The organism is Mycobacterium sp. D16Q13 (assembly GCF_002013375.1).
Lineage (GTDB): Bacteria > Actinomycetota > Actinomycetes > Mycobacteriales > Mycobacteriaceae > Mycobacterium.
Genome location: NZ_MAEW01000019.1, coordinates 111670 through 126178, shown reverse-complemented (window position 1 = coordinate 126178; position 14509 = coordinate 111670). Strand labels below are relative to the sequence as shown.

Sequence of the window (14509 nt, the reverse complement as noted above, 5' to 3'; positions counted from 1 at the left end):
CGTAACACCTGTCACATTAGTCACTCCAGCACCCCTGGAATCGAGGCCGAGCGGGCGCGTATCGCGCTGGTCACCTGCGGTTTGCGTACCACAAGCCTCTGCTCGTGGAGTAGGACTCAGCCTCGCTCGGAGCGGGCGGCGTCCAGCAGCTCACGCGCATGCGCCCGGCCGGTGTCGGAGTCGCCGAGCCCGGCGAGCATCCGGGCCAGCTCGGCAACCCGATCCTCGTCGTCCAGACGGCGCACGCCGCTGCCCTTGCTGCTTACCCGGTCGACCGTGAGGTGGATATCGGCGAACGCGGCGACCTGGGGCAGGTGCGTCACGACGATCACCTGGTGGGTGTGCGCCAGCTTGGCCAACCGCCTGCCGATCTGCACGGCCGCACGGCCGCCCACACCCGCATCGACTTCGTCGAACACCATGGTGGTCCCGGCAGTCGAGGCGGCAAGCACCACCTCGAGGGCCAGCATTACGCGCGAGAGCTCGCCACCGGATGCGCTCTTGGCCAGCGGCAGCATGGGGTTGTCGCGATGCGCGGCGAATCCGAATTCGACGGCATCGGCACCCGCTGATCCGGCGTGCACCGTCTGCCCGGACGGCAGCGTCAAGGGCGCCACATCATCGGTGCGAGCCGGAATGGGCTCCACGGCGATGGTGAACGCGGCTCGGTCCATCGCCAGACCCGCCAGCTCGGCAGTGACGGCTTTGCCCAGCGCCTTGGCTGCCTTGGTACGTGCCTTGGTCAGACCTGTTGCGGCGGTGGCCAGTTCGCTGGCGAGTCGATCCACGCGGGCGGAGATGGCATTGAGTGTTTCTTCGGAGGTGTCGACCTCGGCCAGCCTGCCGCGTGCCTCCTGCGCCCACGCGATCACCCCATCGAGGTTGGCGGCGTACTTGCGGGTCAGCGTGCGCAACTGTCCCTGGCGTGCCAGCTTCCCCTCGAGCGTGCTTGCATCACTCGGCAATTCGTCGGTAAACGCGGTCAGCTCACGGGATACGTCACTGACCACCGCGAGCGCCTCGGCCAATTGTGGCGCCAGAGCCCGCAGTGCGGCATCGTCGGTGGCCTCCAGCAGAACCTTGGCCTTCGCGATGCGATCGATCGCCGAATGGGAATCGTCGGCCGCGCCATTCGAATCCGAGCCCGCCAGCGCCGCACGCGCGGAGGCCGCCGCATCACGCAGCGCGTCGAGTTCGGACAGGCGATGGATCTCGGCGGTGAGTTGATCGTCCTCCCCCGGTTTGGGGTCGACGGCATCGATCTCGTTGAGCGCGAATCCAAGTCGGTCGGCTTCCTGCGCGAGCTCACGCGCCCGGTTGGTGCGGTCGATGAGGTCGCGCCGCGCGGTGAGCCATTCCTCGCGCAGCTTGCGGTAGGTGGTCAGTAACGCCTCGATACTGGCCGGACCTTCCGAGGCGAATCTGTCCAATGCCGCGAGCTGCTGCTCGGGGCGCATCAGACGCAGCTGGTCGTTCTGGCCGTGCACCGTGAGCAGACCCGCGGTGAAGCTAGCGAGTGACTTGGCGGGCACGCTGCGTCCACCCAGGTACGCGCGGGAGCGGCCATCTGAGGTCACCGAGCGCGCCGCGATCACGCTGCCGTCGTCGTCCCGTTGCGCTCCCGAGGAATCCAGCACCTCGGTGACATCGGTGGGCTCGGCGCCCAGCGGATCGGTCGTGAGAAATCGGCCCTCGACCACGGCACGGTCCGCACCCGCCCGCACCCGGTTGGCGTCCGCGCGCGCGCCGCCGAGCAGATGCAAACTGGTGACCACCATGGTCTTACCGGCGCCGGTTTCGCCGGTCAGCACGGTCAGCCCGCTGTCGAACTCCGCGGTGGCAGCAGGGATGGCGCCAAGGGACTCGATGCGAATCTCGGTGAGCACGACTACCTTCCCCGCCAGCCCTTGACGGGCAAGTGGAACTTACGCACGACCCGATCCGCGAATGGCTTGCTGTCCAAGCGTGCCCACAGCACCGGCTGATGGCCGCGCACCACTTCGACCCGCCCGCCCGGCGGTACCCGAATCTCGCGGCGGCCGTCACAGAAGAGCAGTGCGTCATGCCCGTCGGCCTCGATCTCGACGGCCACGGTGGAGGCGGGGCTAGTCACCATCGGCCGAGCGAACAATGCGTGAGCGTTGTTGGGCACCACGAGAATCGCGTCCAGGTCGGGCCAGACAACCGGTCCACCGGCCGAGAACGCGTAGGCGGTGGATCCCGTTGGGGTGGAGACGAGAACTCCGTCGCACCCGAACGCCGATACCGGACGAGCGTCCACCTCCAGTACCACGCCGAGCACGCCAAGCCGGGGACCCTTTTCGATGCTCACCTCGTTGAGTGCCCAGCCGCGTTCCACCACGTCGCCGCCGATGCGGACCAGCACGTCCAGTGTCATCCGGGTCTCGACGCGGTAGGTGCCCTCCACCACATGGGTGAGGACGGCGTCGATCGCCTCGGCCTCCACCTCGGCGAGAAAACCGATGCGGCCCAGGTTGACTCCGAGTACGGGTGCGGTCGCGCTGCGTGCGAGGTCGGCTGCCCGGAGGAAGGTGCCGTCCCCGCCCAGAACCAAAACCAACTCGCAGCCGGTGGCGGCATCCTGATCGGCGTCGACAACCTCGACGCCTACGCCGAGCGAGCGAAACTCAATCGGGTCCAGGTGTACCGGTCCGCGATCGATGGCCTCCGCGGACAGCACCCGCAGCGTGATGCCGTTCTCCCCCAGCGTTTTCGCGACGCGGCGGGCGGTCTCGGTCACCTCCTCACGGCCGGTGTGAGCGACCAGCAGGATTTTGCGTTCGGTCGCCTGCGTCTGATGTTCTTCGCCCGCGCGGGTCATCACTGCGGCCCCTTCGTAATAGCTTCGGCAACGGCTGCCTCAACATCCAGGCCGGAATCTGTTTTCCGTAGCCATAGGAAGTACTCGACGTTTCCGGACGGCCCGGGCAGCGGGCTGGCCGTCACTCCCGCGGTGTGCCAACCCTGCGTCTGCGCGCGGCGGGCAACGGACACCACAGCATCGGCGCGCAGCTGCGGATCACGCACCACTCCTCCGGTGCCGACTAGCTCCTTACCCACCTCGAACTGGGGTTTGACCATCGGCACGATATCGGCATCGGTTGTGGCACAGGCGATCAGCGCATCGAGAACCAAAGCGAGCGATATGAAGGAGAGGTCGGCGACGATCAGTTGCGCTGGTCCGCCGATCAGCTCGGGGGTCAGGGTGCGCACATTGGTCCGATCGAGAACCGTGACCCGGTCGTCGGACTGCAGGGACCAGGCCAGTTGTCCATACCCGACATCGGCGGCCACCACCTCGCGTGCGCCCGAGCGCAGGAGTACCTCGGTGAACCCGCCCGTCGATGCCCCGGCGTCCAGGCAGCGCTTGTCGTCGACGGAAAGCCCCTGTGGGCCAAAGGCGTCAAGTGCCCCGAGAAGTTTGTGAGCGCCGCGCGATACCCACTTGTCCCCGGGCTCCCCCTGCACCACAAGGGATGCCGTCGCCGGCACGGCTGTCGCGGCCTTGGCGGCCGGTATGCCGTCGATACGCACCCGGCCCGCGTCGATCAGTTCAGCTGCCTGCTGACGCGAACGCGCGAGTCCTCGGCGCACCAATTCGGCGTCGACCCTGGCGTGCCGGGCCATGGCTATCCCTGCTCCGCGGATTCCAGTGCTCGGACCAACACATCATGTGCCTGCTCCAGGACCTGGGCTTGGGTCTCGAGATCCAGTTCAGCCTCGGATTCGCCGAAGCCGGCGGGTGGGTCGAGCTGACCCAGCAGCGCCTGAACCTGGGACCGGACCTCATCGGGGTCAGGTCCACCAGCCTGGCGGGCGACATCGTTCGGGGTGGTCATCGCGCTCAAGGCTAGTGGATCTCCCCGGAGTGGCAGGGGCGGCGACACACTATCCGGCAGAAAGCTGCTGCAAGACTCGTTCTGCCAGGTCATCGGCAGGCACGATGGGCCTGATGACCGGGGCGGAGTCCGTCGCCCACACCGCCGCTGCCAGGGCCTGTGCCAGCGACAAGGGCGACCCCGCGTCGCCGACTGCACCGATCGACACCTGGCCGACATCCACGGTCACCCGCCACGACGGCTTTGGTTCGATACGCACCTCGGACTGCGGTAGGTGCAATGCCGCCAGATCGGTCCCCAGGAACGTCGGTCGGTGCGCGGTGTCCGCCCAGATCGCGTCGATGGCGCTGTTCACGCCGGTGAGCACCAGGAGACTGGGCAGGCCCGCGGCATTGGCTCCGGAAATGTCGGTATCGAGCCGGTCCCCGACAACGAGAGGCCGCGTGAAGTTGCCGCGTGCCAACGCGTCCTCGATGAGGGCACGCCCCGGCTTGCCGGCCACGATGGGATCGGCATCGGTGGCGGTGCGCAGGGCGGCGACCATGGACCCGTTTCCGGGCAGCAGACCGCGCTCGGTGGGCAATGTGGCATCCACATTGGCCGCCACCCAATAGGCGCCCGCCCGGATGGCGAGTGCGGCCTCGGCAAGGGTGGTCCAACAGGTGTCCGGTGAATGCCCCTGCACCACGGCGCGTGGGGCCCTGTCGAAGCTGCGCACCGGGGTGAGACCCACGGCGGCCACCTCGGCGGCCAGCGCCTCGGTGCCGACCACGAGTACCGCGTCATCGCGCTCGAGCGCCTCGGCGAGCAGCCTCGCCGCACTCTGTGCGCTGGTGACAACGTCACCGGGGGTAGCGGCGAATCCCAGGGAGGTGAGGTGCTCAGCTACCTCGGGCGCGGACCGGCTCGCATTGTTGGTGACGTACAGCTGCCGCGCGTCGCCGGCCGCCGACAACGCTGCGATGGCGTTCGGGGTGGGTTCGGCACCCCGGAACACCGTGCCGTCGAGGTCCAGGAGCAGGCAGTCGTGGGCGCCGGCGAGTGTGTCAGGCAAGTTCGGCAGCCCGATCCTCGGCGTCCGTGTGGCCTTCGACATCGGCATCCGCGGAGTGCAGGAACCATTGCACTGCTTCGGGTTTGCGATCCAAAGCCAGGAGAATGTCGGCGTAGGCGTAGAACAGCCGCGCCGCGACCACACCAACACGCTTCGGATCGGGTGCGGGCGTGGACAGCACCGCCAACGCCTGATCGAGCTGACCCATATCGGCGCGTGCACCGGCGATGACGATGCGCAGTTCGTCGGCGGCATCGCCGGTGAGCGCCTTGGCTTCATCGCCACGGGCGAGCTCGATGGCGCGCTCGGGTCGACCGACTCCCCGTTCACAATCGGCGATCAGCGCCAGCAGCGGCGACCGCGTGCCCATGCGCTTGGCCGCGCGCAACTCGGACAATGCCAGCGCCCAGTCTCCGCAGTGATAGGCGGCGATGCCGAGCGCTTCGCGCACTCCGGCGATACGGGCCGCACGGCTCTTGGCGGCCTTGGCGTGCTCCAGCGCGGCCTCCGGGTCCTCGTCGAGCAGGTTGCCCGCCACGACCAGGTGCCGGGCCACCGTGTCGGCGGTGTTCTTGTCGAGGCTGAGTAACTCGGCGCGCACATCGTGGGCCAGCTGCTTGGCCTCGACCTCGTCAGGAATGGTCGGGCCGAAGTTTCGTGGGGCCTGGCGGTCGTCGGTGCGCCGAGGCCGCGGTGCCTGATTTCGCTGAGATCGATCACCGCCGCGCTCGTCCGACCGGCGCGGACGCGCTGCGCCGCCGCCGCGGTCGTCGCGCCGCGCACCTGAATCCTGGGCGGGGCGACTCGTGCCGTGCTTTTTGGGCCCCTGTTGCCTGGGTCCTCGCTGGTCCACGGGCACCTCCTTTGATCGATGAGTCCCCCACGCATGGGAGGTGCCCCCAGCTTGCGCGAAGACCATGTATTACAGCGCGAGTATGCCGGTAACAGGCCCTTCGCCGGAAATTCGGTGGCAATCGCGGTGATCCGTTGCGCAGACTGAACGCTATGAGCCATGTGCAGCTCGATGCCATCGGCTACCACCTCCCGGACGGCAGAGCACTTCTTCACGATGTCAGCCTCCGCGTCGGCGAAGGCAGCAAAACCGCGTTGATCGGCCCCAACGGGACCGGTAAGACGACGCTGTTGCGCGTCATCGCCGGCGACACGGATCCGCACGACGGGTCCGTCACGCGTGGCGGGCAGCTCGGCGTGATGCGACAGTTCATCGGTTCCGTTCGTGACGACTCGACCGTCCGCGATCTGCTGCTATCGGTAGCACCGGATCGCATCCGAGCAGCCGCCGGTCGTCTGGACCGCACCGAGCTGGCACTCATGGAGCATGACAGCGAACGCGATCAGCTCGCCTATGCGCAGGCGCTGGCCGACTGGGCCGATGTGGGCGGATACGAGTTCGAGACCGAATGTGACGTGCACACCATGGCGGCGCTGGGAATCCCGTTCGAACTGGCCAGATTTCGCGGCGTGAACACACTTTCGGGAGGTCAGCAGAAGCGACTGGTCCTCGAATCGCTGCTGCGTGGTCCGCACGAGGTGCTGCTGCTCGACGAGCCCGACAACTATCTGGATGTTCCGGCCAAGCGGTGGCTTGAGGAGCGGCTGGCGGAGTCGCCCAAGACTGTCCTGTTCGTCAGCCATGATCGGGAGCTGATCAATCGCGTTGCCGGCCAAGTCGCCACGTTGGAACCCACCCGGTCCGGGTCCTCGCTGTGGGTGCATCCGGGGTCGTTCGCGACGTATCACCAGGCGCGGGCAGACCGGAACGCCAAACTCGCCGAGTTGCGCCGCCGCTGGGACGAACAGCGTGCGGCGCTGCGTGATCTGGTGTTGATGTATCGGCAGAAGGCGGCCTACAACTCCGATATGGCCAGCCGCCTACAGGCAGCCGAGACCCGGCTGCGTCGATTCGACGAGGCGGGGCCACCCGAAGCAGTCCCGCTGCGGCAGAACGTTCGCATGCGTCTCACCGGTGGTCGCACCGCCAAGCGTGCCGTGATTGCGGAGAACCTCGAGTTGACTGGTCTCACACAGCCATTCGATACCGAGTTGTGGTATGGGGATCGGGTCGCGGTGCTGGGCGGTAACGGCACCGGCAAGTCGCATTTCCTGCGGCTGCTGGCCTGCGGGGGCAGCGATCCGGAGCCAGACCAGCTGCCGGTGGGCGACATGATTCCCGAAGCGGTGCGCCACGACGGGCGATTGCGGCTCGGCGCGAGAGTCCGGCCGGGTTGGTTCGCGCAGACGCACCATCACGAGGCGCTGATGGATCGGACACTGCTGGACATCCTGCATCGCGGGGATGAACGGCGCCCAGGACACGGACGTGAGCAGGCCTCACGGATCCTGGATCGCTATGGTCTGGCGCCGTCGGCCGAGCAGACCTTCGGCTCGCTATCCGGTGGACAGCAGGGCCGATTCCAGATCCTGCTGCTGGAGTTGATGGGGTCGACATTGCTGCTACTCGATGAGCCGACCGACAACCTGGACCTGCATTCGGCGGAGGCATTGGAAGATGCGCTGGCGGCCTTCGATGGGACGGTGATCGCGGTCACCCACGATCGATGGTTCGCCCGGACCTTCACGCGCTACCTCGTCTTCGGCGTGGACGGCAAGGTGAAGGAATCCGTTGAACCCCAATGGGTGTAGCGAAATCTACGACCCGCGTACCCGCTGCACCCCGGCGATGTTGCGCTTTCCGCGACGAAGCACCAGCCAACCGCCGGTGAGGTAGTCGCCGTCGCTCGGAGTCCACTCCTCGGCGTCCACCCGGGTGTTGTTGACGTACACACCGCCCTCCTTGAGGGTGCGGCGTGCGGCGCCCTTGCTCTCCGAAAGTCCGCTGCTGACCAGGAGATCAACGATGGTGTCGGGTTGCCCGTCCGCGAGCCGGGCGGGCTCTCCGTTGCCGGCCTCGGTGAGCGCCGCGGTCAGTGTGCCCTCGTCGAGACGGTCCAGCTCGCCGCGACCGAACAGCGCGCCGCTGGCGAGTTCGACTGCTTGGGTGGCACTTTCGCCGTGTACGAGGGTGGTGACCTCTGCGGCCAGCCGACGCTGTGCGGCACGCTCGTGCGCCCGCTCGGCCGTCGCGGCCTCAAGCTCACCGACCTCATCGGCGGACAGGAAGGTGAACCAGCGCAGGTAGCGCACTACGTCGGCGTCGGCGGTGTTGATGAAGTACTGGTACCAGGCGTATGGACTCGTCATGTCGGGATCGAGCCAGAGGTTGCCGCCCCCGGTGGACTTGCCGAACTTGGTGCCGTCGGCCGCCGTCACCAATGGAACGGTCAACGCATGCACGGAGGCGCCGTCGAGCTGGCGGGCCAGCCGGACGCCGGCGACGATATTGCCCCACTGGTCCGAGCCGCCTATCTGCAACGAGCAGCCGTACTTTCGGTGCAACTGCACGTAGTCATTCGCCTGCAGCAGCATGTACGAGAACTCGGTGTAGGAGATGCCATCGCCCTCCAGTCGGCGGCGGATGGTGTCCCGGTCGAGCATGACGTTGACGGAGAAGTGCTTGCCCAGATCCCGCAGGAACTCCAGGGCGGACAGCTGGCCGGTCCAATCGAGATTGTTCGCGACGACGGCTCCGGTGGAGGTGTCGTTGAATTCGACGAACCGCTCGAGTTGCCCGCGGATTCGATCGGCCCACTCGGCCACGGTGTCCGCGCCGTGCAGGCTGCGTTCGGAGGTGTCGCGCGGGTCTCCGATGAGGCCCGTGGCTCCTCCGGCCAGCACGATCGGCCGATGCCCCGCCCGCTGGAATCGGCTCAGTGTCAGCAGCGGCACCAGATGCCCGGCGTGCAGACTCGCGGCGGTGGGGTCAAAACCCCCATAGACGCTGATTGGCCCCTTCGCGATATCGGCCGCGAGTGTGTCGCGGTCGGTCGTCTGCGCGATGAGGCCGCGCCATGTGAGCTCATCGAGGATGTCGGATGAGCCGCTGGCGCGAAGACCGTCAGTTGTAGAAACCACGGCAACGATCATCCCCTATCGGGTTCAGCGTGCGGGATACCGCTCATCCCATCGCGGCCCCGAAGGCCCGACAAGATCGTCGGCGACGGTGGCGATGACCTCGCGCAGCTCGAGCCGATCCAGCCAATCCGTGGGTAACGCCCGCATGCCCCACATCGCGCCGAGGATGTTTCCGGTGATGGACCCGGTGGAGTCGGAGTCGCCGGAATGGTTCACCGACAATCGGATTCCGTCCTTGAAGTCGCGCGCACGTGCGGCCGCACAGACACCGATGGCCAGCGCTTCCTCCCCGACCCATCCGCCACCCAGCTGGGATGCGATCCGTTCCGGCGTGGGCCGTTCCTGCGCGGCGAGCTCGACAGCCCGGCTGAGGGCTTCGTGTGTCTCCTCGTATCCGGAATGTGCGGTGAGCAGATCCAGTGCGCTCCGCACGGCCTCCGCCAGCGATGCCCCAGCGGCCAATCGATTGACGATCACCGCGAGCGCCCCGGCACTGAGGTAACCACTGGGATGCGAGTGGGTGAGCGCGCCCATATCCGCGGCCAGCTCGAAGGCCACGGCCGGGTCGCCCTCGGCGAGTCCCACCGGTGCGGCTCGCATCACGGCCCCGCATCCCTTGGAATTGTTCAGCGAGTGCGTGCGCGAACCGCGCTCGCGGGCAGGCGAACTGGTGGACTCGAGCGCCGATAGGCAGGTGTTCCCGGGCGCGCGCAGCGAGTGCAGCTCGGCGACCGTGATCAGCCATCCATCGATGACATCCACAGGCACCTGGCCGCCTTGGGTATGTAGCCAGCGCAGGTAGGCACGATGCGCGATGCCGGCCGGGGCGTTCGTGGGGTCACGGCGAGCCCGGATGAGCGCCTCTGCCGTAAATAGCGTCATTTGCGTGTCGTCGGTGATGAGCATCGGCCGCCCCGGTGCGGGTTCGGCGATGCCGTCACGCCCGAACTGCAGCCGGATCTGCTCGACGCTGTCAAACTCGACGAACCCACCGAGGGCGTCACCGAGTGCACCGCCGAGCAGCGATGCGCGTACTCGTCCGTCAGGCATACAGCTCAGTATCGGGTTGCGGCGCACGGGGACTACGCCGGTATGCGGAAACCTCCGGATATCCGGGCAGCCAGAACCGCCAGGGACGGTCCGCGGCCACGCTGACACCCACTCGCGGCCCCGACTGCGCCTTCTGCCGTCGGCTCAATGTGACACGTACCGGACTGGGCGCGGAGAAGATATCGACGCCGTTGTCCTCGGGGGTGACGGCGAGAGCGGCACCCAGGTTTCCGGGGCCGCGGGCCAAACCCGCGTCATCACGGGCGGTGGGGCGCCGCTGCCAGCATGTGGGTGCACCGTCCACGATCGCCGCGGCCCGCATCAGTACACCGCCTGCGATACCGTCCGGGCCGCAGACCACGTTGGCGCACAAGTGAATTCCATGGCTTCGGTACACGTACAGGTGACCGGCGGGCCCGAACATGACCCGATTGCGATTCGTAGGCCCGCGAAACGAGTGTGAGGCGGGATCGGGCCACGGCCCGTCGGGCACGCCCCCGTAGGCCTCTACTTCGACGATCACCGCTCGAACTCCGCGAGATTCGATAGTGGCGCCGAGGAGGCGCTGTGCGGCTTTGACCGGGTGGGTCGTCAGGATCTCGGCACTCACCCCTCGATTGTCCTTGACACTCGAGCCGCTGGCCTCACTGACGGCTGAGGAGATAGCCCTCACCGTGGGCCGAACATTCAGCGGTATCTGACGGGCGAGCTGCCGAGTATCACTCGGTGAAGCGCTGGTGCTCCGCGTCGGTCACGTCGCGCGCCTCGTCGGACAGGAGCACCGGGATGGAGTTCTCGATCCGGTAGGCCTTGTGTAGGCGCGGGTTGTAGAGAGTGCCGTCGGTCTCACTGCCGATGAGCAGGAGTGTTCCGCGGTCAATCGGGCAGACCAGGATGTCGAGGAGTGCGGCGTCAAGTGGCATGGCGGTGATATCAGCCCAGCGGGATGTTCTCGTTGAAGATCTGCTGGCCCCCGCCTCCGCTGACGCCGATACCCGGTCCCGGGCTGACATTGGGCGGCCCACCGTTCGGATTGTTGGATCCGTTGGTGCCGCTGATGCCGATATGGACGGGCTGCTGTGGCTTCTGAGCAGCCTTGAGGAACTGAGACTGCGTGGCGATGACCGACTTCAGCGAGTTGATCAGGGGCATCTGGCTGGGCCGCTTGTCGAGCGCGGCCTTCAGGGCGTCATTCTGCGCGGAGCTCACCTGGGCGCCCCTGGCGCGCAGCTGAAGCGCCGTACGCACCAGGTTGGATACCTGACCGCCACTGGTTCCGGTGGAGTACTCGTGCGCGATGTCGTCCAGCACATCCGCGCTGGCGGTGCCGACACCGGGTCCGAACACCAGGGCTGCAGAGAGACCGGCGGCAGCCAGTGCGGTGCCAGTGAGGGCACGTAGGCGTGTCGGCATGACGAGTTCCTTCCGGGTGTCGCGGAGCTCAGCCTAACAACAACCCGCCACATCAGCAGCGGAAGGCGCGGGGAACCGCGCTGGTGCAGCCCCGATGCGGGCTACTGCGCTGCTCCCTGCAGCGCGTCATACGTCGCGGCGGTCAACCGATGGTAGGCACCCGATTCTGGGTCGAGATACCAGGTTTGCCGCCCCGGTTTCGGGAACCCGGACGCCCGAAGGTGTGTGGTGGACGGGCGATACGTGGCACTCAGCGGCAGGGTCGGTACCACCTTGACGATATCGGGGCGTTCCGAGATCGGCACGGAGGCAAACGCTTCCGCCAGGTCGGCAGGCGATATCGCTTCGCCGGGCCGGAGAACCACCGCGGTCACCGCGACGTTGGCCTCACCGGACTCGACGGGATATGTCGCGACCACATCGATGGCGCTCACCGAACCCAGTGCGTGACTGGTGGCTTCGGCGTACACAACGCCGTGTGCGGTGCGGATCGCGGTGTTTCGGCCGTCGAGCATCCAGAAATCGCCGTCCTCGTCGCGGCGGAAGAGAGATTCCGAAGATACCCAGGTGTCGCCCGGGGCGAACACGCCGCGCCGGACCGCCGCGGCGGGGTCCACGTCTCCAGGCGGCTTCGCCAAAAGCAACCCCACCTCACCGGGCCTGGCGATCTGGACGAATCCGTCTTCACCCTCGATGATCACGTCGTCGACGGGGTCGTAGGCGGCGAGCCGCACCTTGCCGCCACCGGGAAGCGGTCGGCCCTTGCTGCCGATTTTGGTACCGGACACATTGGCCAGCACCGCTTCCCCGTCGGTGGTCGCGAAGAACTCGACGACATGAGCGGGTGCGAACCTCTCGGTGACACGCCGCCACAGGCCCGAGGGCATACCCGAACCGATGAACAACCGCACCGGATGATGGGCGCCCAACTCCAGGGAAGGATCGTCGATGACCTCATGCATCATCGCCCAGGTGTAGGAGACGACGGTCACGCCGTACTGGTGCACCTCTTGCACGAATCGATCGGGATTGAGCCCGCGTGACAACGCAATTCGGGCCCCACCTGCCACTGCCCCACCCAGGCTCACCAAGAGCCCCGACTGATGGTGCAGCGGTGTGAGGCAGTACACGGTGTCATTGGCGTTGAGTGCGGCCGCCGACGCGGTACCGAACGCCGACAACGCCCACCGGTGGTTGGTGATCTGCTTGGGCACCAGGCGGGACCCGTACCCGCTGAACATCACGAAGGCCAGATCGCGGGCCTGCCCTGGATCGGGCCGGTACCACCCGGGCAGCTCGACCGCGTCGGGGTCGATCTTCTCCATGTCGATGATCGAGCCGTCGTCCGGTATGGACAGATCGCGTGACTCGCCACCGCCGAGTACCAGAATGTGCACGGGAAGATCTTGTGCAGCAGGAAGATTCGGCGGATCGGTGAGCAGTTCGGAAATCTCACCCAGCTTCACCGCGACCTCAAGGTCGGCATCGGGCGGCAGCAGCACCGCGACGGCCCCCAGCCGGGACAGCGCGGCAATCGCCACCAGGGCGCTGGGCCGGGTCTCCATCAGAACACCCACCCGGACGCCCTGACGCACGCCCACCTCGATGAGGCCCCTGACCACGTTGTTGATGCGGCGATCCACCGCCTCATAGGTGTGTACCCGGCCGTCGAACAGGAAGCTCTCACCATGCGGCGTGCGGCGCGCCTGTTCGGTCATCAACCGGCCCAGGGAGATGCGGGTGTGATCGTGAATCTGCCCGAGACGCGTCAACCGTGGCAGCGTGCGAACCGCTTCGACGGCAATGGATTTCACTGACTTGTTGGCGGCCGCCGCGGCTGCGCCCGCGGTTCGGGCGGCGGCGATGGCGACCTCGGTGGTGGTGCTCAAACCATGTGCTACTCGGGATGTGAGCGGGACACCGCCGCCGTCGAGCTGGCCGCTTTCGTGCTCGTACATGAGGTCGACCGACGGGGGTTTTGTCGCCTCGCCCTCCCGCCACTGCACCCACTGGCTGACCGTCGGCCACGTCTGGGCCACGGCGGTCGAGCCGACGACAAGACCGAAGTGACCGGCGCGGATCAGGTACTCGTACACGTCGGCCTTCGGCGCGGCGCGCAGGATGCCGCGCACCGAAGCGGGCTGCCCGATGTCGTCCACCTCGCCCACCACCGCCAGGACTGGGCAGGTGATATCGCTGAGCGTGACCACGCGGTCATTGACGGTGAAACCTCCGGTGGTCATTCGGTTGTGCACCACGAACTGGCGCAGCAGCTCGGCGATCGCGGGTCCGGACCAGGCGATCCACCCCTCATTGGCGAGGAACTTGCGCTGCTGTTCGCGCGGCAGCAGGGCATCGCGGTCATGCAGCTGCCGCAAGAAATCGAGGCGACCCTTGACGGTCTTGACCGGGTCCAGCATCTGGAATCCGATTCGCGCCGACCACGCTGGGATGGAGAACCGGCTGAAGATGTGGTCGGCCATGAACTCGGCGATATCGGCCGAAAGCCCGGCGGGCAGTCCCATGGGCATGGCGGCGTTGGCGTCGACCGGCGAACCGAACGTGATGATGCTCGCGATGGTCCGCGACTTGCGCAGTGCCGCAGTCTGATAGCAGAACATGCCGCCCTGGGAGTATCCGGCGAGGTGTATCTGACGGCCGGTGATCCTATGCACGGTCTCGATGGCGTCGCTGACGGCCACCACGTGATCGGACAGCGTGCGCTCCATGCCGCCGGCCATCCGGTCGGGACTGCCGAAGTCGATGACCCATGGATCGATACCAGCGCGATGCAGGATGCCGACAGCGCCGCCATCTTGAGTGACGTCCCACATGTCGGCGGCCATCATCATCGGGTGCACCATGAGGACCACCGGTCCGGCGTCCGCCGCCTCGGTGGACCCCGGCGCGAAGTACCGGCGCAGCCGGTACATCGGCACGCTCTCGACGATTTGGTGCGAAGAGGCGGTGCTGCCGGTCTCCAGGCCGCCGAGACGCAGAACCTCCAGCCCGTTCTGCGCGGTGGCAGCCAGGCGCGCGACAGGCTTGGTCAAGGAGGAGAGATTGAAGGACACAGCTACTCCTTAGACCGATCATCCGCGATATTGCCCAGGTGAGGGCCTGCATATCCTGTCACAAC

General features: G+C 67.0%; 13 protein-coding genes and 1 pseudogene. 2 read left to right on the top strand and 12 right to left on the bottom strand.

Going from position 1 to position 14509, the window contains the following annotated elements; all coding sequences use genetic code 11:
- Positions 1 to 116: 116 nt before the first annotated feature.
- The 6 genes from recN to B4400_RS20075 are packed head-to-tail and all read right to left on the bottom strand — an operon-like array spanning position 117 to position 5554.
- Complete coding sequence (gene recN / locus B4400_RS20100) at positions 117 to 1886, bottom strand: DNA repair protein RecN (protein WP_078312334.1); 1770 nt, start codon at positions 1884 to 1886, stop codon at positions 117 to 119.
- A 2-nt stretch (positions 1887 to 1888) separates the two neighbouring features.
- Positions 1889 to 2842 (bottom strand): NAD kinase, encoded by a 954-nt coding sequence (locus B4400_RS20095; RefSeq protein WP_078312333.1) that lies wholly within the window; start codon positions 2840 to 2842, stop codon positions 1889 to 1891.
- Complete coding sequence (locus B4400_RS20090; protein WP_078312332.1) at positions 2842 to 3648, bottom strand: TlyA family RNA methyltransferase; 807 nt, start codon at positions 3646 to 3648, stop codon at positions 2842 to 2844. The genes B4400_RS20095 and B4400_RS20090 overlap by 1 nt, the downstream gene beginning before the upstream one ends.
- 2 nt (positions 3649 to 3650) lie before the next feature.
- The gene (locus tag B4400_RS20085; RefSeq protein ID WP_078303231.1) at positions 3651 to 3860 is read right to left on the bottom strand and encodes a hypothetical protein; all 210 of its coding nucleotides are present in this window, start codon (positions 3858 to 3860) and stop codon (positions 3651 to 3653) included.
- Positions 3861 to 3909: 49 nt separating this feature from the next.
- Positions 3910 to 4914, bottom strand: coding sequence for an HAD-IIA family hydrolase (locus tag B4400_RS20080; RefSeq protein ID WP_139360382.1), 1005 nt, complete (start codon positions 4912 to 4914; stop codon positions 3910 to 3912).
- A complete protein-coding gene (locus tag B4400_RS20075) occupies positions 4907 to 5554 on the bottom strand; it encodes a hypothetical protein (protein WP_078312360.1) in 648 nt (215 codons plus the stop codon). Before B4400_RS20075 ends, B4400_RS20080 begins: the two co-directional genes overlap by 8 nt.
- A gap of 365 nt (positions 5555 to 5919) precedes the next feature.
- Here B4400_RS20075 and B4400_RS20070 point away from each other — a divergent pair, with 365 nt between their 5' ends.
- Positions 5920 to 7578 (top strand): ABC-F family ATP-binding cassette domain-containing protein, encoded by a 1659-nt coding sequence (locus B4400_RS20070; protein WP_078312330.1) that lies wholly within the window; start codon positions 5920 to 5922, stop codon positions 7576 to 7578.
- A gap of 6 nt (positions 7579 to 7584) precedes the next feature.
- Here B4400_RS20070 and tyrS read toward each other — a convergent pair whose 3' ends face one another.
- The 3 genes from tyrS to B4400_RS20055 are packed head-to-tail and all read right to left on the bottom strand — an operon-like array spanning position 7585 to position 10567.
- Positions 7585 to 8919, bottom strand: a complete 1335-nt coding sequence (gene tyrS, locus B4400_RS20065) for a tyrosine--tRNA ligase (protein ID WP_078312329.1) — start codon at positions 8917 to 8919, stop codon at positions 7585 to 7587.
- 12 nt (positions 8920 to 8931) lie between these two features.
- Positions 8932 to 9984 carry an ADP-ribosylglycohydrolase family protein gene (locus B4400_RS20060; protein ID WP_139361500.1) on the bottom strand — a complete coding sequence of 351 codons (1053 nt, stop codon included), beginning with the start codon at positions 9982 to 9984 and terminating at the stop codon, positions 8932 to 8934.
- Entirely contained in the window at positions 9950 to 10567 is a 618-nt protein-coding gene (locus tag B4400_RS20055; protein ID WP_078312327.1) for a DNA-3-methyladenine glycosylase, read from the bottom strand. The genes B4400_RS20060 and B4400_RS20055 overlap by 35 nt, the downstream gene beginning before the upstream one ends.
- Positions 10568 to 10586: 19 nt before the next feature.
- Here B4400_RS20055 and B4400_RS24470 point away from each other — a divergent pair.
- Positions 10587 to 10687, top strand: a pseudogene (locus B4400_RS24470) (TetR/AcrR family transcriptional regulator); the annotation flags it as partial.
- Here B4400_RS24470 and B4400_RS20050 read toward each other — a convergent pair.
- The 3 genes from B4400_RS20050 to B4400_RS20040 form a co-directional block, all read right to left on the bottom strand.
- A complete protein-coding gene (locus B4400_RS20050; protein WP_078312326.1) occupies positions 10677 to 10880 on the bottom strand; it encodes a Trm112 family protein in 204 nt (67 codons plus the stop codon). The pseudogene B4400_RS24470 and the gene B4400_RS20050 sit on opposite strands and share 11 nt — an antisense overlap.
- A gap of 10 nt (positions 10881 to 10890) precedes the next feature.
- Positions 10891 to 11370: a hypothetical protein gene (locus B4400_RS20045; RefSeq protein WP_078312325.1), complete on the bottom strand. Its 480-nt coding sequence runs from the start codon at positions 11368 to 11370 to the stop codon at positions 10891 to 10893.
- A gap of 101 nt (positions 11371 to 11471) precedes the next feature.
- Positions 11472 to 14444 carry an acyl-CoA synthetase gene (locus B4400_RS20040; protein ID WP_078312324.1) on the bottom strand — a complete coding sequence of 991 codons (2973 nt, stop codon included), beginning with the start codon at positions 14442 to 14444 and terminating at the stop codon, positions 11472 to 11474.
- Positions 14445 to 14509: the final 65 nt, after the last annotated feature.

Bases quoted from the DNA above. Each gene is read 5' to 3' on its own strand.
- B4400_RS20090 (WP_078312332.1), bottom strand. From the start codon at position 3,648: ATGGCCCGGCACGCCAGGGTCGACGCCGAATTGGTGCGCCGAGGACTC.
- B4400_RS20045 (WP_078312325.1), bottom strand. From the start codon at position 11,370: ATGCCGACACGCCTACGTGCCCTCACTGGCACCGCACTGGCTGCCGCC.
- B4400_RS20050 (WP_078312326.1), bottom strand. From the start codon at position 10,880: ATGCCACTTGACGCCGCACTCCTCGACATCCTGGTCTGCCCGATTGAC.
- B4400_RS20095 (WP_078312333.1), bottom strand. From the start codon at position 2,842: ATGACCCGCGCGGGCGAAGAACATCAGACGCAGGCGACCGAACGCAAA.
- B4400_RS20085 (WP_078303231.1), bottom strand. From the start codon at position 3,860: ATGACCACCCCGAACGATGTCGCCCGCCAGGCTGGTGGACCTGACCCC.
- B4400_RS20070 (WP_078312330.1), top strand. From the start codon at position 5,920: ATGAGCCATGTGCAGCTCGATGCCATCGGCTACCACCTCCCGGACGGC.
- tyrS (WP_078312329.1), bottom strand. From the start codon at position 8,919: ATGATCGTTGCCGTGGTTTCTACAACTGACGGTCTTCGCGCCAGCGGC.